This window comes from Iodidimonas sp. MBR-22 (assembly GCF_029946565.1).
Lineage (GTDB): Bacteria > Pseudomonadota > Alphaproteobacteria > Sphingomonadales > Rhodothalassiaceae > Iodidimonas > Iodidimonas nitroreducens.
On the sequence record NZ_JARKVQ010000006.1, the window covers coordinates 108,208 to 128,494 of the forward strand.

15 protein-coding genes are annotated in these 20,287 nt (G+C 54.0%); 5 read left to right on the forward strand and 10 right to left on the reverse strand.

Features of this window, described 5'->3' with window-relative positions:
* Positions 1–274 precede the first annotated feature (274 nt).
* Entirely contained in the window at positions 275–577 is a 303-nt protein-coding gene (locus QK300_RS06485) for a hypothetical protein (protein ID WP_281300858.1), read from the reverse strand.
* Between the two features lie 807 nt (positions 578–1,384).
* On the opposite strand from QK300_RS06485, the gene QK300_RS06490 reads away from it, so the two are divergent.
* The gene (locus QK300_RS06490; RefSeq protein ID WP_281300857.1) at positions 1,385–2,824 is read left to right on the forward strand and encodes an ATP-binding protein; all 1,440 of its coding nucleotides are present in this window, start codon (positions 1,385–1,387) and stop codon (positions 2,822–2,824) included.
* A 46-nt stretch (positions 2,825–2,870) separates the two neighbouring features.
* Here QK300_RS06490 and QK300_RS06495 read toward each other — a convergent pair whose 3' ends face one another.
* The 3 genes from QK300_RS06495 to QK300_RS06505 form a co-directional block, all read right to left on the reverse strand.
* The gene (locus tag QK300_RS06495; RefSeq protein ID WP_281300856.1) at positions 2,871–4,256 is read right to left on the reverse strand and encodes a TolC family protein; all 1,386 of its coding nucleotides are present in this window, start codon (positions 4,254–4,256) and stop codon (positions 2,871–2,873) included.
* A gap of 71 nt (positions 4,257–4,327) precedes the next feature.
* Positions 4,328–5,365, reverse strand: a complete 1,038-nt coding sequence (locus QK300_RS06500; RefSeq protein ID WP_281300855.1) for an HlyD family efflux transporter periplasmic adaptor subunit — start codon at positions 5,363–5,365, stop codon at positions 4,328–4,330.
* A complete protein-coding gene (locus QK300_RS06505) occupies positions 5,362–7,041 on the reverse strand; it encodes an ABC transporter transmembrane domain-containing protein (RefSeq protein WP_281300854.1) in 1,680 nt (559 codons plus the stop codon). The genes QK300_RS06500 and QK300_RS06505 overlap by 4 nt, the downstream gene beginning before the upstream one ends.
* 108 nt (positions 7,042–7,149) lie before the next feature.
* On the opposite strand from QK300_RS06505, the gene QK300_RS06510 reads away from it, so the two are divergent.
* Positions 7,150–8,061 (forward strand): hydrogen peroxide-inducible genes activator, encoded by a 912-nt coding sequence (locus QK300_RS06510; protein ID WP_281300853.1) that lies wholly within the window; start codon positions 7,150–7,152, stop codon positions 8,059–8,061.
* Between the two features lie 153 nt (positions 8,062–8,214).
* Positions 8,215–9,270 (forward strand): hemolysin family protein, encoded by a 1,056-nt coding sequence (locus QK300_RS06515; RefSeq protein WP_281300852.1) that lies wholly within the window; start codon positions 8,215–8,217, stop codon positions 9,268–9,270.
* A 96-nt stretch (positions 9,271–9,366) separates the two neighbouring features.
* On the opposite strand, the gene gyrA is transcribed toward QK300_RS06515, so the two are convergent.
* The 3 genes from gyrA to QK300_RS06530 all read right to left on the reverse strand — a co-directional run bounded on the left by gyrA (position 9,367) and on the right by QK300_RS06530 (position 13,837).
* Positions 9,367–12,168: a DNA gyrase subunit A gene (gene gyrA / locus QK300_RS06520; RefSeq protein ID WP_281300851.1), complete on the reverse strand. Its 2,802-nt coding sequence runs from the start codon at positions 12,166–12,168 to the stop codon at positions 9,367–9,369.
* 200 nt (positions 12,169–12,368) lie between these two features.
* Entirely contained in the window at positions 12,369–13,478 is a 1,110-nt protein-coding gene (locus tag QK300_RS06525) for a DUF2336 domain-containing protein (RefSeq protein WP_281300850.1), read from the reverse strand.
* Between the two features lie 92 nt (positions 13,479–13,570).
* Entirely contained in the window at positions 13,571–13,837 is a 267-nt protein-coding gene (locus tag QK300_RS06530; RefSeq protein WP_281300849.1) for a hypothetical protein, read from the reverse strand.
* A 37-nt stretch (positions 13,838–13,874) separates the two neighbouring features.
* Between QK300_RS06530 and QK300_RS06535 the strand changes: the two genes are divergently transcribed.
* Together QK300_RS06535 and QK300_RS06540 are read left to right on the forward strand one after the other, a co-directional pair.
* Complete coding sequence (locus QK300_RS06535) at positions 13,875–15,551, forward strand: DEAD/DEAH box helicase (protein WP_281300848.1); 1,677 nt, start codon at positions 13,875–13,877, stop codon at positions 15,549–15,551.
* A 197-nt stretch (positions 15,552–15,748) separates the two neighbouring features.
* Positions 15,749–16,585, forward strand: coding sequence for an enoyl-CoA hydratase-related protein (locus QK300_RS06540; RefSeq protein WP_281300847.1), 837 nt, complete (start codon positions 15,749–15,751; stop codon positions 16,583–16,585).
* A 40-nt stretch (positions 16,586–16,625) separates the two neighbouring features.
* Here the strand turns inward: QK300_RS06540 and der are convergent, their stop codons facing one another.
* Genes der through QK300_RS06555 form a run of 3 tightly spaced genes read right to left on the reverse strand, consistent with a single transcriptional unit; the run spans position 16,626 to position 20,189 of the window.
* Positions 16,626–18,131, reverse strand: coding sequence for a ribosome biogenesis GTPase Der (der, locus tag QK300_RS06545; RefSeq protein WP_281300846.1), 1,506 nt, complete (start codon positions 18,129–18,131; stop codon positions 16,626–16,628).
* A gap of 13 nt (positions 18,132–18,144) precedes the next feature.
* Complete coding sequence (locus tag QK300_RS06550; protein ID WP_281300845.1) at positions 18,145–19,479, reverse strand: PQQ-binding-like beta-propeller repeat protein; 1,335 nt, start codon at positions 19,477–19,479, stop codon at positions 18,145–18,147.
* On the reverse strand, positions 19,476–20,189 hold the full coding sequence (locus tag QK300_RS06555) for a tetratricopeptide repeat protein (protein ID WP_281300844.1): 714 nt from the start codon (positions 20,187–20,189) through the stop codon (positions 19,476–19,478). The genes QK300_RS06550 and QK300_RS06555 overlap by 4 nt, the downstream gene beginning before the upstream one ends.
* Between the last annotated feature and the right edge of the window lie 98 nt (positions 20,190–20,287).

Genomic DNA, 20,287 nt, shown 5'->3' on the forward strand with positions numbered 1-20,287 from the left:
CGAAATCCATGATCATGGATCGTTTTATCAGAATTTGGCGTTGCGCCGGGATGATCACTCACAGATTTCAGCTCCGCATTTCTGGTTGTCATGAGATCAGCCTGCGCTTTTTCTTCAAGGATGATCATGCAAAGGCACGACACAGTGCCATGATCACATCAGAATGCAACAGATGATCTCTCTATAGCTTGCCCCTCATAATCCGGCTGATCAACAAGAGCAAGGCTCTCGGCAATTTCATCAACCAAACGCGGCGACTATAGAGAGAGGCCAGTCAGGACCGGTCTCGCGCGCGCCTGCCATACCACAGGCTGAAGCGACGGGATAAGCGCCTTACGGGGTGCAGATCCATCGACAGAACAATCACCCCCAAAGGTAACATCCAAAAACCCAGAACAGGTAAAAAGCCCATGGTTCCTCCAAGCAGCAACAAAATACCAAGGACGATCCGCTGGGGACGCGAACGGGGCAAACGGCGCTTGATATCCTTCACGCATTGGCGACTGAGGATGAACAGGGATGAAAAACGCTGCCTGGAACGGGATTTATTCTGGGCAGCCTCATGGTTATCAGGCATCCGGCATCCTTGTTCACATCATGCGTAAAGAGTCGAAAGTCTGCGATCCCCATGGCTCATAGTTGATCTCTATGACCATTGAAGGGCGGCCTTCATAAAAGAGACCGCGCTAAAAAATTTACACCTAAAAAGTGCATTCTTGAATTATTTTCTCTTTAATTCAAGAGATTTATGTTAAACTCTATGGGTTTGGTGGCGTGACGCAGATGAAATCTTCTTGATTATATTTAAACTTTACGTAATCTTATGAAAATCATGGTCTGATCATCATCAGAGATAATAAAATGATAAACGCCACCCAACATAATTGGCGAATAATTCAGTAGAATTAACCTAAAAAATTGAAATTAAAACAACACTCAAACTGATTTCAGGTTAGAATGAAATGCTTTTTGAAGCATTAAGAACAGAGAGTTTCATGGCTTCTATCGGGGTTTATATAATATGAGTTTTGCCGATGAAGGTGCGCATACTGTGCTTTCTTCTAAGGTGAAGAACAAAGACCCCCTGCCCCAGTCTCAAAACCATCATCCTTTTGCCTTTCGAATCATTCACAAGATTTTTTTGGGGTACGCTCTCGGCATCATATCTTTTTTATGGCTGTCTTATGCCACTTTTAGCGGCGTCAATGAACTCGCCAGAATTACAGAAGAGGTGCACCAGCATCCCTTTTTAGTGAGCAATGCCACTGCCGCCCTGCGCACAGATATCAGCGAAACCAGGCTATGTCTGATCGGTATCACGGATGCTGAAACAGAGGCGATGCGGCAAACCAAAATTCGATCCCTGCGCCAAGCCGAGAGCCGAATGTCGGACAATATCGCGATCATCCAGGATCGCTATCTTGGGCCGCAAGAAGACAGTTCTGCCGTCAGCCGGATTTTTGAAAATCTTCGGCAGAATAATCAAAGTGTTGTTGATGCCGCTATGGCCGGAAACGAAGAGCTTAGCCGCGATATTCTCAATGGGCGGGTTGAGCAATCAATTCTTTTGCTGGCCCAAAAAGTCGATGCCATTCACACTTTTGCCCGGGGTATGTCGCAAAATCTGCTGAAAAGAGCTAAAGAAAAAGAGCGCGATGTTCAAAGGCAGGTGCTTTTGGCCATCATCTTGGGCGGCACGATCATGGCATTTGCAGGCTTCATCCTCAATAGCTCGATCACGCGGCCCCTTTATCGCTTGCGATCATATATGGCGATCCTGATCGAAGGCGATACGAAGAAAAAAATCCCCGAGCAACATCGACAGGATGAAATCGGTGATATGGCCCGCGCTTTGGAGGTTTTTCGTAATGTTTTGGAAAACCGCGAGCAGGTCGAAAAAGCGCGACATGATGCAGAGGAACGGGCCCATCTCGCGGAATCAAACCGTTTGAAAGATCAGCAGGCGGCCACTGCTGCAGCGATGGCATTGCTCGAAAAACGTGTTGAAGATCACACGCGGGATCTGGCCGAGAGCAATAAGGCCTTGATTGCGGAAATCGAACAACGCAAGGAGATTGAACGGGCCCTGAAAAATGCTCTGCGCGATGTGGAGCTTTCAAGCGCAGCCAAATCAAATTTCCTTGCCCATATGAGCCATGAGCTCCGCACGCCCTTGAATGCCATCCTGGGCTTTACAGAATTATTGAAAACGAAAAACAAATCTGAAGATAGCACAGCTATTATCCACGAATATGCCGATCATATCGGTACGGCAGGCCATAATTTGCTTGAGATGGTGAACACCATTCTCACCCTTACGAATGAAGGCGCGAAAAACCTGAAAACCCAAGCAGATCGGAATTTTGTAAATGTGCAGGATCTGATCGATGCCGCCATGACCGCCCATGCCGAAGAGGCAAAAGCAAAATCCATCGAGATTGAAGCCGATCTGGCAGAGCCCCAAAGCCAGGTTCTGATTGACAAGGAAATGCTGATCAAGGCCTTGGCCAATCTGCTCTCGAATGCCATTAAATTTTCACCCCAGTCAGCCCCAGTTATGATTTCCGGCAGGCCGGCACAACAGCATTATATTCTGCAAATCATTGATCAGGGGATCGGTATTGCCCCGGATAAAATCCATTCCATCATGGAGCCATTTTCACAAACCGAAAACCCCCTCATCAGGGGCTATCAGGGCACCGGTTTGGGTCTGCCCCATGCCCGGCAGATGATCGAAAATAATGATGGCTCCATTGTCGTTGAAAGCAATCCGGGCGAAGGAACGATCGTGACCATATCCTTGCCATTGGCCCCAAATAGCTAAAGAGATAGCCAAAACACTGCTTGCTAATAAGGGAGAGGCCTGCCCCTCATCCCTGAAGATCGATGTCCTCCAAACCCAGGGCACCAAGCGCCAAGGTTGCAGCAAAAAGATCAGCCTCGGCCACCGCATAGCGCAAACGCGCATCAATTGCCCGCACTTTAGCATCCGCCACGCGTTCCTCACGAATATTCAGAAGAAAAAAGTCGCTCTCGCCATTTTCAAAACGGGTCTGCTCGGCCGTTACCATCAACCGGGCCTGAGCCAGTTCGCCCTCGGCAAGCTCCACCAGCCGAGACGACGTCGAGAGCGCCGTTGCGATCATTCGCAGTTCAACCTCCAGCCGATCCTGCTGCATTTGCCGCTCATGGCGCATGCGGGCGATTTCGGCTCTGGCCCGTGCCCTTTGCCCCTCGCCCAATCGCGTTTGCAAGGGGATGACCAGCTTCAATCCCAAAATCACATCCGTGCCCTCACGGGTGATGCTGCCATCGCCGAAATCCCGCGAAACCTCGAAATCAACATCAAGGCGGGGCTTCAAGATATTCTGGGCCAGTTTGAGATCATTCATGCCCGCTTGAAGCCGGGCATCAATCAATCGCAATTCAGGGCGCGCTTCCAATCCCTGAAGGGCTTCGGCAAGAAGAGTATCGGCATGATAGATCTGTGGCTCGGGGAGAGCGGCACCCAGGCGCTCGGCCCCGACGCGCACCGGCTGACGCGCATCATCACGCAGATAAAGGGAGAGCATCGTGCCTGCATCCCGAAAGCGCTGTTCAGCTTCGGCAAGCAGGATTTCCCGGCGAATGAGAATCTGACGATTTTCAACCATCAGAATTTCGGGGGCATCCCCTTGCGCCACCCGTCTCGACAAAGCCTGATCCCGATCTTTGGCCAAGGCCAGCAAGGTTCGATAAATATCCATTTGCCGCCCTGTGGCCTGCCAGGAATAGAAAGCCCGCATGGCGGCTTCCTGCACCACAAGCCGGGTTGCCAGCAGATCAAGATCGGCGGCACGAATATCGATGGCGCTATTCAGACGCTTCACCCGTCGGGCATCGATTTCCCTATCACGCAAAAGCGAAAGCGAGACCCCCGCCTTCAATTCACCAAAGCTGTTGGTGAACATGATGTCTTCATAGATCGGGAATTCTCCATCGGAAATCCGGTAGCCGCCATAAACCTGACCGCCAAAATTCTCCAATGGCTTTGTCACCGAAGATTCAAAAGTCTTGCCATCCCAAAATCCCGAAAGGCGCTGGCGTGTGCTTTGAGTGGCCTGGGCATCAAAAGCCCCTTGGGCTGCCAGATAATCCCCACGCCGTGCATCCCGCGCGGCCATGGCTGCCGCCACTTGCGGAAAATGCTGGCGCGCGCTTTCCAAAACCTCTTCCAAGGTCAGTTCATTGGCCCGGGCTGAACCAATATAAACCATGAGCAAGAGGCTGAAACTAAGGACTATAGCTGCTGAGGTCAGCCTTTGAAAAAGAGCGCATGCGATCCTCATCATGGGGCTTCACCCAATAATCCGGTGGGCATGTGCGGCGGAAAATTATTCAACCGGCGCCAGATTTCATAACCAACCGAGACTTCATTGAGCAAAACCGTGCCCCGGGCTCCGGCACCCAGCCTGATGAAATGTTCGTCCGGCCAGGGATAGTCATTTTTATCCTCAATGATCAGCACGCGAAAACGGCCATTGCGCGAAGCCACCGGATCAATGAATTGCACGATCCCGCCAAAGGTTCCAACCGCAACCGAAGGCCAGCCGCTGAATTGCAGGGTCGGCCACCCTTCAAACATCAGACGGGCTTTATGGCCGGGGCGAACCAAAGGCGCATCCCGCCCATCCACATAAAGCTCAACCACGCGCTCAACATTCAAAGGGAGAAAGGTGGCAAGCGCCTGCCCCTCTTTCACCATTGTCGCATTATCTCCGGCATTGAGGGTGAGCACGACACCATCGCGCGGCGCCACAACGGTTTGGCTTTGCAGGCGTGATTGCGTAACCTCAATGCGATTGAGCGCCGCCGCAGCGGATGCTTCACGGGCCTTCATTTCCTCATATTTGATCCGCGCCGTTTCAAGATCGAGCCGTGAACTCAGCCCCTCGGATTCCAGCCGCTGTTTTCTCTCATAATCGATGCGGGCCGTTTCCCGTGCCCGCTGTGCTGCTTCCAATTGGCGCTCGGTTGCGGCGCGTTCGCTTTCGATCCGTTCGATCAGCCGAGGATCGTTATCGATCAAACGAACGATTGGATCACCGGCTTTGACCTCCTGACCTTCCCGAACAAACCATGTCTCGACACGCCCCGAGACCATAGCAGTCACCGTTTGCAGGCGATCGCGCGGATCAAGGGTCGTCACCACACCGCTCCCCGCAGCGGTTTGCACCCATGGGGTCAACCACATGAACAGAATGGCAAGCACGAGAAAGCTCAGGATCAGCCAGATGAGCAATCTTATGGGCCGAGGGGGCTGAAGGGACTTGAGGGATTTGAAAATATCCCAATCAGATTGAGGAAAGCGTTCAGAATGCATCATTGCGACTGCTCCTCATGGTCATTGGCGGATGGCACATCATCACTCTTTAAAAATGGAGAAAAGCCCGCCGGTTGATGGTGATTGCTGAACAAGATTACGGTGGTTTGAGATAGGCTGGCTAAATAAGCGTGGAGCGCACTGGTCAATTCAGGCGACAGCATGTCGTAGATTTCACCGATCACCAGGATTTTTGGCTGCGCGAGCAAGGCGGCGGCCAATTTGAGTTGCAAGGCTTCAGCTACGGATAGCGGCCAGCCATTCGAAAAGAGCTCGGTATCAAATTGTTCATCCAATGAAGCGATAACATGAGACAATCCGACGATCTGCAAAGCCGCCTCAATCTCTTCATAGCGTGCCGAAGGCCTTGCCAGTTGGAGATATTCGGCAATGGTGCAGGAAATGATCGTCGGGCGATCCAGAACAACGATTTGATGCCGCAGGGCCATGATCTCGAACTGCCGGATATCCTCTCCGGCGAGCAGGATATGGCCGCGTTCGGGGTCTATATGGCGTTTCAGAAGATTGGTGAATAGGCGCTGAAAGCGGCTATCGGCCTTATGGGCAACGACCTTGGTGCCTGCCGCTATCTTGAAGTTGAACGCCGTGCTCTCGCCCCCGAAATTTACTTCCACAGCGGCAAATTCCAGATCCGGAACACGGTCTTCGATGGTTCTTGTGCCCTTATTGGGCTCCAGAGGGGCGCTGAAAACCTGCGATAATTCCTCGATTGAAGCGGCGAGCAGATAGAACTTATCAAGATAAACACTGAATTGAGAAAAGCCGAAAAACGCCGCAGATAAAATAAGCTCAGCCGCAACAAGTTGCCCCAAAGTAAGCTGATTTTCGATCACCAGCCAGCCGCCAATGCCTAAAAGGGCCGCGCTCGCCAAAGCATAAAGCGCCAGCAGGCTGATGGTTTGGGCAAAACTCGCCGCATATTGCTGTTCCTGAGCGCGCAGATACTCTGCCCCCAGTCTTTCCGTGCACAAAAGGGCGTGATCCACATGGCTGCGGCGTTTGTAAAATCCGTTGGTCGCGGCCAGAGAGTTTAGCCAATGAGCCATGCGATATTTGGCATGGCTCACCTGAACCTGCCCTAATGTTCCCCTTTTGCCCCAGATGATCCAGATAAGCCAAATGATAAAGCTGTAACCAAGGATCAGGGCAAAGAACATCGGATGGTAAAATGAGACCACCACAAAGCCGATTCCAGCCTGAAAGACGATGGAAAAACCACCGATCAGAATTTCCGGCACTGTTTTTTGCAGGACCATGATATCGAAATAGCGATCATAAAGATCGCTGCGGCGGGCTTCCTCGAACCAATCTGTGCGGGCATGAATGGCCGTCATGGCCATTTCCGATGACAAACGGGCATGGATACGACGGGAAAAAATTTCCATCAGATAAGCCCGCGCCGCCCATAGCCCGCCGGAGATGGACAGGAGGCCAAAGAGGCTGAGCGATAAAACCACGACAGGCTGGATAAGCGCCGTATTGGCAACGCTATCAACAAGCATCTGCACTGAAATCGGAATGGCAAGAGTCAAAAGGCTGATCGCGGTGCCGAGGATGATCGCGGCATAATAAAAACGACGCTCAGGGCCAAGCACCCAGATCATCCAGCGCCAGATAAGTCTGATTTCGGCAGTATCATCCGTCGCATGATTGGCCATCTCTTCACCTTCCCGTTGATTCAGATCAAGCAGATGGTGCGCCTTTTTTGATTGTTCAAATCAATATTTTCTATGATATTAATAGGTATATACCTATGGAAATAAGCAATGCATCGCCCTACCCTTCGCCAGATTGAATATTTTGTTGTCTTGTCGGAATGCAGCGCCTTCAGGGAAGCCGCAGCGCGCTTGCACGTCACCCAGCCCACTTTAAGCGGCCAGATCGCCGATCTCGAAGATCGTTTGGGCACGCGATTATTCGAGCGGGGCCGCTTTGGCGTTCGCCTCTCCGCCGATGGGGTGGCACTTTTGCCCCGGGCGCGTCAGCTTCTCATTGATCTTTCAGATTTTTGCAGCGCCGCCAAATCAATGCCAAATATCTTTGCGGGAACGATCCGCATCGGGGTGCCCACCAGCTTAGGGCCCTATCTGCTGCCGCGTTTGGTGCCGGAATTGCATCGCCGCTGGCCAAAGATGAAGCTTTATGTGCGCGAAGATGTGCCTGCCGCTCTGGAACAGGAATTGATGGAAGGGCGCTATGATCTTTTACTCAATTCCCTTGACGGCGATTCTCATCGATTCGAGATTGAAAGCCTGTTTCACGAGCCTTTACTGATCGGGCTTGCACGAGATCACCCCCTGGCCTTGAAAGAAACCCTTTATGCCGCCGATCTCAAGGGCAGCGCCATTCTGGCCCTTGGCCCCAGCCATCGCTTTCATGATCAGGTCGAGCGATTATGTCGGCGCCTTAAGGCACATCTTTTGACTGATTATGAAGGGACCAGCCTTGATACCTTGCGCCAGATGGTTGGCATGGGTATGGGCCTGTCATTTTTTCCGCATTTCTATGTGCAATCGGAAATGCTCGGCGACCCGGCGATCATCGTTCGCCAGATCACCGATATGCCGATCTCCAGAGAAATCGGCCTTTTATGGAGAAAAAACGCCCCCGGTGCCGAAGCTTATCGAATGCTGGGTGGATTGATCCTCAAGCTTTCGGGCCTCAACCCCACGCAATGATGCGCCCGGGCATGGAATCATCCCTTTTTTATTGGGCGATTCCTTCGCATCGGGATACCCTGAAAAACATGATGACGGCGGCTTCTGAACCAAAATTGCCCATGGCAGAAGGAAAATTCCGACAATTTGGCCCCTTTAAAAGGCTTATATTACATGACGTTGCTTCTCATCTATTTGCTACTCGCTCTTTGTGTCTCGTTTTTTTGCTCCATTTCAGAAGCCGTACTGCTTTCGGTCCGACCTGCCTATGTGGCCACCCTTGATCGGCAAGGGCGTAGCGGAGCGAAAACTTTAAAAAAACTGCGCAATAATCTGGATCGGCCTCTCGCTGCCATCCTGACGGCGAATACGATTGCCCATACCGTAGGAGCAGCCGGTGTTGGGGCGCAGGCGATTATTGTTTTTGGGAGCAACTCGGTTGGCATTACATCAGCTATTCTCACCCTGCTCATTCTGGTGATTTCAGAAATCATCCCCAAAACCATCGGTGCCAATTACTGGCAACAGCTTGCGCCAACCTTCGCCATTCTGATCGACGGTCTTGTGAAGCTGCTTTTTCCCTTTGTCTGGATGTCGCAAAAACTGACCCGTCTTTTATCGCCATCCGGTGCCAGCGCCTTTACCTTCAGCCGTGAAGAAATGGAAGCAATGGCCGAAATCGGGGTCAGCGAAGGTCTTCTTGAAGACAAGGAATCAACAATCGTCCGCAATCTGATGCGGCTGCATCACTTATCCGTGCGTCATATCATGATGCCGCGCCCCGTTATGTTCACAGTAGCGGCAGATATGACCGTGCAGGCCTTCTTCTCACAACATTCCGACAAGCCCTTTTCCCGCATTCCGCTCTATGCGGCAGGGAATGATGACATAACGGAATATGTTCTAAAATCCGATCTGCTGATCGCACAGGCCAAGGACCAGTTCGACAGAAAATTGTCCGAGTTTGGCCGACCCTTTTTGATCATTCCCGATCTGCTTTCAGCATCCGTTGCCTTCGACCGTCTGATGCATGACAAGAGCCACATCGCCCTTGTCGTCGATGAATATGGGGCAACGCAAGGGCTGGTGACGATCGAGGATGTGATCGAAACCCTGATCGGTTTGGAAATTACCGATGAACTTGATAGCGTCGAAGACATGCAAGCGCTCGCACAAAGGCGTTGGCGCGAAAGAATGAAGCGGATAGGGATCGACCCGAACACTGTCTGATCCCGATCCAATGATAAAGCGTGCTGTCACCAACAAGACTGAAAACGCGCCATGCGCAAATTCAAATCTTGAGGGCGTACCTAATGGGTCATGATCCTAATCATCATCCCCATTAAGATCGGTCTCGGGATCATCCAATGGCTCCTGATCGCCATCGACCTCGATTTCGGCATCCTGAGCCGCCTGTGGCGATTCCAGATCCTCGTCTCGCTGATCTTCTGCTTCTTCACCGGGTTCGGGCACCTTGGCCACACTCACCACTTTTTCTTCAGGATCAATACGGAACAAAGTCACGCCCTGGGTATTGCGGCCCGCGATGCGGATATCCTGAATCCCGATCCGAATGATTTTGCCGGCATTGGTCAGCAACATCAATTGTTCGCTGGTGGTAACCGGACCAGAGGCGACGACCGCACCATTGCGATCACTGGTCACGATATTCACGATCCCCTGCCCGCCCCGGCCCGTGGTGCGATATTCATAAGAACTGGTGCGCTTGCCATAACCATTTTCGGTGATGGTGAGGATGAATTGCTCGCGTTCGGCCATCCTCTCCATTTGTTCAGGCGAAAGATCACCCAAAGCCTTTTCATCGTTATTCACGGCTTCATTGTTCTTCCATGCGGCCGCCTTCAGATAAGACTCCCGCTCATCAGCCGTGGCATCCTGCCCATTCAAAATGGACATGCCAATCACCTGATCCCCCGATGCCAGCCGCATGCCGCGCACCCCGGTGGCCGTTCTGCCCTTGAAAACCCGAACATCGCGCACCGGGAACCGAATGCATTTGCCGGAATGGGCCGCCAGCAGCACATCATCTTCCTCGCGGGCCACACGCACCCCGATCAGACGATCATCGGCCCCTTCTTCAAATCGGATGGCGATTTTACCATTCGAGGGAACATTGGTGAAATCCGACAGCAGATTGCGGCGCACATTCCCGCTGCGGGTGGCGAAAATCACGTTCAATTCGCTCCAGCTTTCCTCATCTTCAGGAAGCGCCATGAGATTGGTGATGATCTCGCCGTCCGTCAGCGGCAGCAGATTGATCAGAGCCTTGCCCCGGCTTTGCGGCGTGCCAAGGGGCAAGCGCCAAACCTTAAGCTTATAAACCTGCCCATAATTGGAGAAGAACAGCATCGGCTGATGCGTATTGGCAACAAAAACCGTGGTCAGCACATCTTCTTCGCGGGTGGCCATGGCCGAACGGCCCTTGCCACCACGGCGCTGCTCACGATAGCTATCAAGCGGCACGCGTTTGATATAGCCGCCATGGGTAACGGTAACGACCATCTCTTCATTGGCGATCAGATCTTCTTCATCAACACCGCTGGCTTCCAGCATGCTGATTTCGGTACGCCGAGGCGTGGCAAATTCTTCGCGCACGGCCACCAGTTCGGAACGCAAAACCTCATATAAACGAACACGCGAGCGCAGAATTTCAAGAAATCCGCGGATTTTTTCCGCCAGTTCATCCAGTTCCTTGCCAATTTCATCGCGGCCTAATGCCGTCAAACGATGGAGACGCAAATCCAGTATGGCCTTCACCTGCACCTCGGTCAGCCGATAGACCGAGCCTTCAGAGCCCGGCATGGGTGGCTCGCCGATCAGATCGAGATAGGGCAGAATATCGGCGGCATCCCAATCGCGCTGCAACAGCGTTTCGCGGGCCACGGCGGGGCTGGGCGCGCTGCGGATGATGGCCACCACCTCATCGATATTGGTCACCGCCACCACCAGACCAACCGCCAGATGCGCCCGATCCCGCGCCTTGCCCAGCTCGAATTTGGTGCGACGGACAATTACCTCTTCACGAAAGGCGATAAAGGCTTTCAGCACATCGCACAAAGAAAGCTGCTCGGGCCGCCCATGATTAAGGGCCAGCATATTGATGCCGAAATAGGTTTGAACCGGGGTGAACCGGTAAAGCTGATTGAGCACGACATCGCCCACCGCATCGCGCTTCAATTCAATGACCACCCGCACGCCATCGCGATCGGATTCATCGCGCAGATCGGCAATGCCCTCGATCCGCTTGGTTTTCACGGCCTCGGCGATTTTTTCGATCATCGAGGATTTGTTCACCTGAAAGGGCGTTTCGGTGATGATGATGGCTTCGCGCCCGCGCACTTCCTCGAAATGCGAGAGCGAACGGATGATGATCGATCCCCGGCCCGTTTCGATGGCCGATCTGATCCCGGCCCGGCCCAGAATGATCCCACCCGTGGGGAAATCAGGCCCCTTCACATAGGCCATCAATTCGGCATTGGTGCTGGCCTCGCCATCGATCAGGGCCAAAGTGGCATCGATCACCTCACCCAGATTATGGGGGGGAATATTGGTGGCCATGCCCACCGCGATCCCGGCAGCGCCATTCACCAAAAGATTGGGAAAGCGGGCCGGCAAAACCACAGGTTCGGATTCAGAGCCATCGTAATTATCGGCAAAATTGACCGTATCCTTGTCGATATCGGTCAAAAGCGCGGTGGCCACCTTCGCCATCCGGGCTTCGGTATAGCGCATGGCGGCTGCCGGATCGCCATCCATCGAGCCAAAATTCCCCTGGCCATCCACCAAAGGCAGGCGCATGGAAAAATCCTGAGCCATCCGCACCAAAGCATCATAGATCGCGCTATCGCCATGGGGATGGTATTTCCCCATCACATCCCCCACGATGCGGGCCGATTTGCGATAGGGCTTATTCCATTCATAGCCATTTTCATGCATCGAATAGAGAATGCGGCGGTGCACGGGCTTTAACCCATCGCGCACATCGGGAAGCGCCCGGCTCACGATCACGCTCATGGCATAATCGAGATAGGACGCCTTCATTTCCTCTTCGATGGCAATGCTGGATATGGGACGAGATGGCGAAGACGTGTCAGAGGTATCAGCCACAGACGATGCACCCTTCTAAAGCGATCAATTGATTTCGTGCGTGAGACAAGAGCAGCTAAAGGCACGGCTCATAGAGACATCGTTGGATAGCAGGCCATGAAGCCTCGTGCGTCACGATAAGGGCTATTGTTAGCAATTGCCCTGCGCACGCGCAAGCGCCGGATGAGTGCCGCAGAATTGTTGGAGAGCCTGATCGAAGATCAGTTGGATTTTCGGCCCAGCTTGCCGATCAGATAATCCAGATTTTCAGTATCCAGATCCTGATCGATTTGCGTCAGAACCCGTTCGATCATGATCTTGCGAAAGAGATTGCGATCATCGCCGCTCGTCAGGCTCATTTCATCGGCAATCGATACACCGATCCGCCCCACATGCTGCAGGGCTTTGGGCATCCCTGCTTTTTCAAAAAGGCGGGGCAGGCCCAGATCGCCCTTGTCATGCACCAGTTTCCAGGCATTGGCAGCGGAAATCCCCGCCCTTTTGGCCAGAGCCGCTTCAAAAAAGGTGGTATCGCCCATGCACAAAGCGCGAATGATCAAGGTAGGGGTTAGCCGCCCATGCTCATAAAGCTGATCAACCAGAACCAGCACATCCAAAGCCGCCTTGCCGGGCGATAGCAGGCTGACCGTGGCCCGCTCCCGGCTTTCCAGCAAAAGATCGGTGGCAACGGAGGGCGACAATTCATGATGGGTGACCAGATGATCGCGCAGATTTTCGGTGACCAGCGACACCAGCCTTTCGGCAACGGCCAAAGGCAGCTTCTGGCGATGCGCAAGGGGCGTTTTTACGGCATCGCTGCCCGCATAGGTTTTTAAAACACGTTCAAAAGTCGTGTCCTTGATCTGCGCCCCTTCATTGCCCACAAGGGTGGAGACCACATCTTCATGACCGGAATCCGCCAGTGCATCCGCGATATCGGGTGAAACTTCAGCCCGTTTTGCAACAGCGATCTGACGCTCGGAATCTGCCGTGCCGATGATTTTTAAAAGATCCTCATCCTTTAGAACCGCCGAATATTCAATGATCGGCAAAGCCACTTCCTTGACATCAGAGGCAAGGCTGCGCGCCACATCCGCAGGCAGATCGGGATTATCCTTCAATGTTTCGGCAAGGGCTTTTCTCACCCGCACCTCGGCATCAAGCACGAAAGCGCGGAAAATATCCTCGGCCAGTTCGCGCTCGGGCCCCTTCAGGCTATCGGAAGAAAAATAAGCGCCAACTTTTCTCGCCGCTTCGGCACGATTCTCAGCCGATGGCTCAGCCAATAATTTGGCAACATCGGATCTGGATAAACTGGGGGGCGTGCTCAAAGGGTCAAATCCTCACTGATAACCAAAGGCGCAGACGCATCCTGTGCGAGACTGGAACACAAGGGCGTTGCCGCAGACTAGATGGCGAAAGGTTAAGTTGCGGTAAAATCGAGCGCAAGAAATTTTGCCCAAAAATGATCTTTTTGGCCATCCATTTTCGGTGTCGAAAAAAGAGACAGGCCATGAATTTCGTTTGATCTTTTTTCTGGTACAATGGGTCGTGGCGGCTCATAATAAGCATAAGAACGGCAAAGTTTGAGATCGGCACTGCCTTTTATTGACTTTGTGCAGTTTTTCCCTATTGTGGCGCGAAAATTTCGCTCATCCGGAACAGGATCAGATGAACGATTTATGTTCATCCTTCTTTTCCCCAAGCCAAGGCAATATCATTCGCCCATGAGTTTTGAATATCTCGGACTAAGCGATGAACTGTTGAGTGCGGTTCGGGACGCGGGTTACGATACGCCAACCCCCATTCAACGTCAGGCCATTCCTGCAATCCTGCAAGGAAGGGACGTGATCGGCATCGCCCAAACAGGAACGGGGAAAACCGCCGGCTTCACCCTGCCGATGCTGGATATCCTGTCTCAGGGACGGGCGAAGGCGCGGATGCCGCGCACCCTGATTTTGGAGCCAACCCGTGAATTGGCCCATCAGGTGTCTGAAAGCTTCGAGAAATATGGAAAAAATTCCAAGCTTTCGATGGCCCTGCTGATTGGCGGCGTTTCTTTCGCCGATCAGGAAGCCAAGCTTGAACGCGGCGTGGATGTTCTGATTGCCACCCCGGGGCGACTGCTCGATCATTTCGGGCGCGGCAAGCTGATGCTCAATGGGGTGCAGATTCTGGTCGTTGATGAATGTGATCGGATGCTTGATATGGGGTTCATTCCCGATGTTGAAACGATCTGCCAGAAAATGCCGCAGGCCCATCAAACCCTGTTTTTCTCGGCTACTTTGTCGAAGGAAATCAAGCGCCTGACCGATCAGTTTTTGAATGATCCCAAGTTGATCGAAGTGGCGCCTCCGGCCTCCACAGCTGCAACGGTCAGCCAAAGCATCGCCATTGTCGGCGCGCGTGAAAAATCAAAAGCCCTGCGAGAGCTTGTGGCCACCGAAGAGATCGACAGTGCCATCGTTTTTTGTAATCGCAAGGTGGATGTCAAATCCGTTTATACCAGCCTTAAACGCGCTGGCATCGATGTCGGCCAATTGCATGGCGATATGGCCCAGCCTGATCGGATGGACACGCTGGCCCGCTTCAAATCCGGCGATGTGCGCATTCTGATTGCCAGCGATGTGGCGGCACGGGGGCTTGATATTCCCAGTGTCAGCCATGTGTTTAATTATGATGTGCCCAATAATTCCGAAGATTATGTGCATCGGATTGGCCGCACCGGGCGCGCTGGCCGTGCCGGTGTTTCGGTCACTTTGGCGGTGCCCGCCGATGCCAAGGCCGTTTTGGAAATTGAAAAACTGATCGGCCGCCCGATTGAGCGCAAGCCACTGGAAAGCGTGAAAATTCGTGATTTAGCCGATGAGGCTGAGGGCGAAAAACCCAAGCGTTCGGGTCGCGGCAGATCGGGCAGCAAAGCCGCACCAAAAACTGCCGATGCCGCCCCCGATCCATCGACTGCGGAAAAACCAACGTCCGATGCTTCAGCCGACACATCTGCCATGGCAGATAACGCCCGAATGGATGCGCCAAAAGCCCGGGCCGATCAGCCTGAAGCCCCGGAGCAAAGCCAGCCCAAGCGATCCGGGCGGCGCCGCAGCCAAGCTGCCAAACCACAATCTGACAAAAAGCAAGCCGACAGCCGATCATCAGATAAGACGCAGCATGCCAAAGAAGCATCAAACCAGCCTGAGCGCTCAGATGCCCGCGATAAATCATCTGCAAGCGAGAGACAGGCTTCGTCCGATAGAGATCGTCGGCGTTCATCGTCGCCAAAAAATCACGATCATCGCCGGTCGTCTCATCATTATGCTCAGGATGATGAGCCCGATCATCAGATTGTCGGGCTTGGGGCGCATGTTCCGGCATTTTTGCAACGGCCCGTGCCCAAACGCGGATAAGGCCCGTGCCCAAACGCGGATAAGTCCCGTGCCCAAACGCGGATAAGTCCCGTGCCCAAACGCGGATAAGGCCCGTGCCCAAACGCGGATGAGTTTCTACCCCTTGTTTATGGCAGGGCTTTTGGGCTATGGCGCTTTTCTGAGCTGATCATTCCCTGATCCGGGCTATGGTTTTGGCGTGGAAAGGAATGCACATCATGCCCGATCATCGCCCCGAACCCTTCAAGGCCCTCAATTTTCAAACCATCGAACTGACGATCAATGGTTCATTGGCCATCATTCGGCTTAATCGACCGGATCGCCTCAATGCCTTGTCGCCTTTGCTTTTGCGCGAACTTCATCAGGCGGTCACAAGCCTTAGCGCCGGGGATAGCCCGGCCCGATGCCTGATCATTACCGGCGCAGGGCGCGGATTTTCCGCAGGTGCCGATTTGCTGGCCAATTCAGCCGAAAATGCCGTCGACAAGGCCCCTTCCCCCGATCTCTCCCACTCCTTGCGCAGCTTTTATCATCCGCTGATCATGGCCTTGTATGATTTGCCGATCCCGATCATTGCGGCTGTCAATGGCCCGGCAGCCGGGGCGGGCATGAGCCTAGCCCTCACCGCCGATTTCATTCTGGCGGCCCGGTCCGCCACATTCATGCAGGCTTTTGTGCAGATCGGCCTTGCCCCCGATGCCGGTTCGAGCTGGGCCTTGCCGCGCCTGATTGGACCTGCCCGCGCCGCCCGCCTGATGATGCTGGGGGAAAAGCTATCCGCCGAAGATGCTTTGTCATGGGGGCTGGTGATGGCCGTTCATGATGATGAAAAACTTCTGGATGAGGCCGAAAAGCTTGGCCACAGATTGGCGCAGGGGCCGAGCCAATCCTATGCCGCCATCCGCGCGCTTTTGCGGGCATCGGCTGATCATGACCTGCCTACACAGCTTGAACTTGAGGCCGAAACCCAGAAAAAACTGGGCCAAACGGCAGATTTCATCGAAGGGGTACGGGCCTTTATTGAAAAAAGACCTGCCCGGTTCAGCGGCCAATAGCGCGGGCACTCAAAATAGCAGAAAAGCCGCGCCTACGCGGTTATTTCCCGCGACGATTGTTTTTTTCTGTCAATCTTTGTTTCTGGGTCCGGCGTCCATCCACATAGGGATTTTTCGACGCCCGCAAATACAACCGCAAGGGAACCCCCGCCAGCCCGAAATCGCGCCGCATCTCATTTTCCAGATAACGCATATAGCTATCAGGCACCCCTGCGGGATGATTGGTGAAAATGGTAAAGGTGGGGGGCCGCGCCTTGATCTGCGCCCCATAGCGCATCCGGGTGGCCCGCCCCTGAACCGCAGGCGGTGGGTGGGATTCCGTGACGGCCGCCAGCCAGCGATTGAATTCCGAAGTCCGAATGCGGGAATTCCACAATTCATAAGCATCGATGACCGCAGGCATCAGCCGCTCGATCCCCTGGCCGGTGAGCGCTGAAACGGGTACCGTGGTCACCCCTTTCAATTGCGGCAAGGAGCGCGTCAAAATATCATTCACCCCCCTTTGAGCGGCCAAACGGTCTTCCACCTGATCCCATTTATTGAGGGCAATGACCAAAGCCCGGCCTTCTTCCACCACCAAAGAGGCGATCTTGATATCCTGCTTATCAACGCCGCGTTCGGCATCGATCATCAAAACCACGATTTCCGCAAAGCGCACGGCCCGCAAAGTATCGGCAACCGACAGTTTTTCGAGCTTTTCAATCACCCGCGACCGCCGCCGCAAACCCGCCGTATCAAACAGGCGCACGGGAATATCGCCATAATCCCAATCCACCGAGATCGAATCCCGGGTCAGCCCGGCTTCAGGGCCGGTGATCAGGCGTTCCTCGCCCACCAGATAATTGATCAGGGTGGATTTGCCGGCATTGGGGCGGCCAATCACCGCCAAGCGCAAGGGGCGTTCTTCGGTGAAAGCGATGACATCATCATCGGCTTCATCATCTTCAAATTCAAAATCCAGATCGCCTTCCACCAGATCTTCGGCGGCATCATCGGCGTCAGATGCGGTCTTTTGCTCGATAGCCCGAGGATCGACACCGATCAGGCGCGCCGTTTCATCGATGGCGGAATAAAGATCGCCCAAACCTTCAGCATGTTCAGCCGACAAGGCCACCGGATCGCCCAAACCAAGGGCATAGGCTTCATAAGCCCCTTCCGTGCCGCGCGTGCCTTCGGCTTTATTGGCGACCAAAATCACCGGAATTTTCTGAACCCTGAGCCAGCTTGCAAAATGCCGATCCAAGGGCGTGATCCCGGCGCGGGCATCGATCATGAACAAAACCATATGGGCACCGCCCAAAGCCGCTTCGGTTTGCAGACGCATCCGGCCTGCAAGGCTGGTGCTATCACCTTCTTCAAGACCTGCGGTATCGATGATATCAAAGCGCAGATCGGCCAGCTTGCCTACCCCCATGCGCCGATCCCGGGTCACCCCGGGTGTATCATCGACCAAAGCAAGCCTTTTGCCCACCAAGCGATTGAACAAGGTGGATTTCCCAACATTGGGCCTGCCAATGATGGCGATCGTCAGAGGCTGTTTTGACACGCCGGGATTCCTATCAGCGATATGCGACGAGGTCTGCACCCTCGGTCAGAAAATAAAGAGTTCCATCGGCAATGATGGGGGGCGCAATCACCCCATCAGACAGCGTTTCCGCCCCCAGAAATTCTCCCGTATAGGGAGAAACCGACAGGATATAGCCATGGGACGAGGCAATGATCAACCGATCCCCCGCCAAAACAGGCCCGGTCCACGAAAGGGGGGTATCGCGATCTTCGGGGTTTTTAAACCGTTGCAGGCGGGTCATCCAGCGCACACGTCCATCGGCCAGCGACAAGGCTACAAGTTCGGCATCCACACTCAAAACAAACAGATATTCACCCGCAATCCACGGCGTGTGAACCGAGGCGATGCTGCGTTCCCACACCCGTTCACCGCTGCGCATATCGATTGCCGCCATGCTGCCCGCATGGCCAACGGCATAAACCCGCCCCCTCGAGATGACCGGATTGCCATCGATATCGGCCAGGGATGCCAAGGGGGTCAGGCGTCGGGTGCGCGACAGGGTATCCTGCCAGGCCAAACGCCCATTTTCCACGCGCATGGCCATCAATTCGCCCGAGGACATGGCAGCCACCACTGTATCGCCAGCAATGGCCGGTGAAGCCGCGCCCAATAATCCGGCATCTTCGGGCAAGCTGGCCTGAGTCCAGATCAGCGTACCCCTTTGCGTATCGATGGCCAGAATCTGATTATCCTGAGTTTGCACAAAAACCCGGCCATCTTCAATGCTAGGGGCCCCGCGCAAAGGGATTATCCCAGCATAACGCCAGATTTCCTCACCACTTTTCGCGTCCAATGCGGCGAGAAAGCCATAGCCCGTTGAAACGAAAAGCCTGCCATCCGCATAGCCAACCCCGCCACCAAAGGCCAGCGCCCGTTTCTCGCCCTTCATCCTGAGTTGATTTGTCCAGATCTTGCGGCCATTGCTGGCATCAACGGCCGTTACCAGCCCACGGGTATCGATGGTATAGACCACCCCATCATAAACCACGGGCGAAGAAATCAAGCGGGTCAGGATATCTGATCCTTTCCCGACATTGGTGCGCCACACCCGCTTCAGGCTGCCATTCAACGCCAGATGCTGCACCACATTTTGCGGCGTGCCCCCCGATTGCGGCCAATCGCGATTGCGATAGGGCTGGGGCAGGATCACCCGCACATCGGCAATCGCCGGATCGGCTTCAAGCTCTTGATCGAATGTCAAAACCGGGATGCGTTCATCACTATCTGCGCCATGGCCGCCACCGGCATCCGGCTCGCTGATATCCTCGCCACCAGCGCAACCGGCGAGCAGGATCGGGATCAGCAGCCAATAGGGTTTCAAAGTCACTGAACCGGGCTCCCTGTATCGATCGGAGTGTCTTGATCAGCGGGCGTCTCATCCGCACCCATGTCAAAGAGAGCCGATAGCTCGCTGGCCCGGGCCGCCATGGCGGGGGGCGTGGCCGGATCTTCGGTCAGGCTGGCCAGGGTGCTGCGGGCGGCATCCAGATCATTGAGGCTGATTTGAATGATCGCCAATAATTCAGAAGCACTATAATAAAGAGGCTGGCCGGGTCTCGCCAAAGCCTGCAATTGCGCTTGCGCCGCATCCAACTGGCCAGCCTTTAGCTTGGCCGAAGCCGCCAGATAGGCGGCAAAAACCTTCACATGCCGATCCGAAGCTTTTTGCGCCACCCGATCATAGGCAAGGGCGGCCTCGGCAGGATTATTCGCTGCCAGCAAAGCACTGCCATGCTGCAATCCGGCCATCAATTCATAGCCGCCATCCAGATCCTTTGTCAGGTCGGCAAAAGAGGCTACAGCCTGTTCCGGGGCCTGCTGGGCGGCTTTTCCAATGCTGGTGGCAAAAAGATCAGAGGCATCGCGCAGGGCAGATTCGCGCATATTGGTCCAAAGCTGCCAGCCCACCACAACAGCAATCACGAAAACCACGGCAATGACAAAGCTCATCCCATGCTTGCGCCATAAGGCCAGCATCTGGGCACGGCGAACATCTTCATCAACTTCACGAAAAATGATATCGGATTCTTCAGCCACGGCTGTCGTTACTCCTTGAACTTTTCCAGCAGATCCCATTCCATGCGATCATTTGGAGGCGCTAGCACAGATCACAGATGATCACCAGATTAAACGGT

Bases quoted from the DNA above. Each gene is read 5' to 3' on its own strand.
- QK300_RS06485 (WP_281300858.1), bottom strand. From the start codon at position 577: ATGCCTGATAACCATGAGGCTGCCCAGAATAAATCCCGTTCCAGGCAG.
- QK300_RS06490 (WP_281300857.1), top strand. From the start codon at position 1,385: ATGTCGGACAATATCGCGATCATCCAGGATCGCTATCTTGGGCCGCAA.
- QK300_RS06495 (WP_281300856.1), bottom strand. From the start codon at position 4,256: ATGGTTTATATTGGTTCAGCCCGGGCCAATGAACTGACCTTGGAAGAG.
- QK300_RS06500 (WP_281300855.1), bottom strand. From the start codon at position 5,365: ATGATGCATTCTGAACGCTTTCCTCAATCTGATTGGGATATTTTCAAA.
- QK300_RS06505 (WP_281300854.1), bottom strand. From the start codon at position 7,041: ATGGCCAATCATGCGACGGATGATACTGCCGAAATCAGACTTATCTGG.
- QK300_RS06510 (WP_281300853.1), top strand. From the start codon at position 7,150: ATGCATCGCCCTACCCTTCGCCAGATTGAATATTTTGTTGTCTTGTCG.
- QK300_RS06515 (WP_281300852.1), top strand. From the start codon at position 8,215: ATGACGTTGCTTCTCATCTATTTGCTACTCGCTCTTTGTGTCTCGTTT.
- QK300_RS06530 (WP_281300849.1), bottom strand. From the start codon at position 13,837: ATGAACATAAATCGTTCATCTGATCCTGTTCCGGATGAGCGAAATTTT.
- QK300_RS06535 (WP_281300848.1), top strand. From the start codon at position 13,875: ATGAGTTTTGAATATCTCGGACTAAGCGATGAACTGTTGAGTGCGGTT.
- QK300_RS06540 (WP_281300847.1), top strand. From the start codon at position 15,749: ATGCCCGATCATCGCCCCGAACCCTTCAAGGCCCTCAATTTTCAAACC.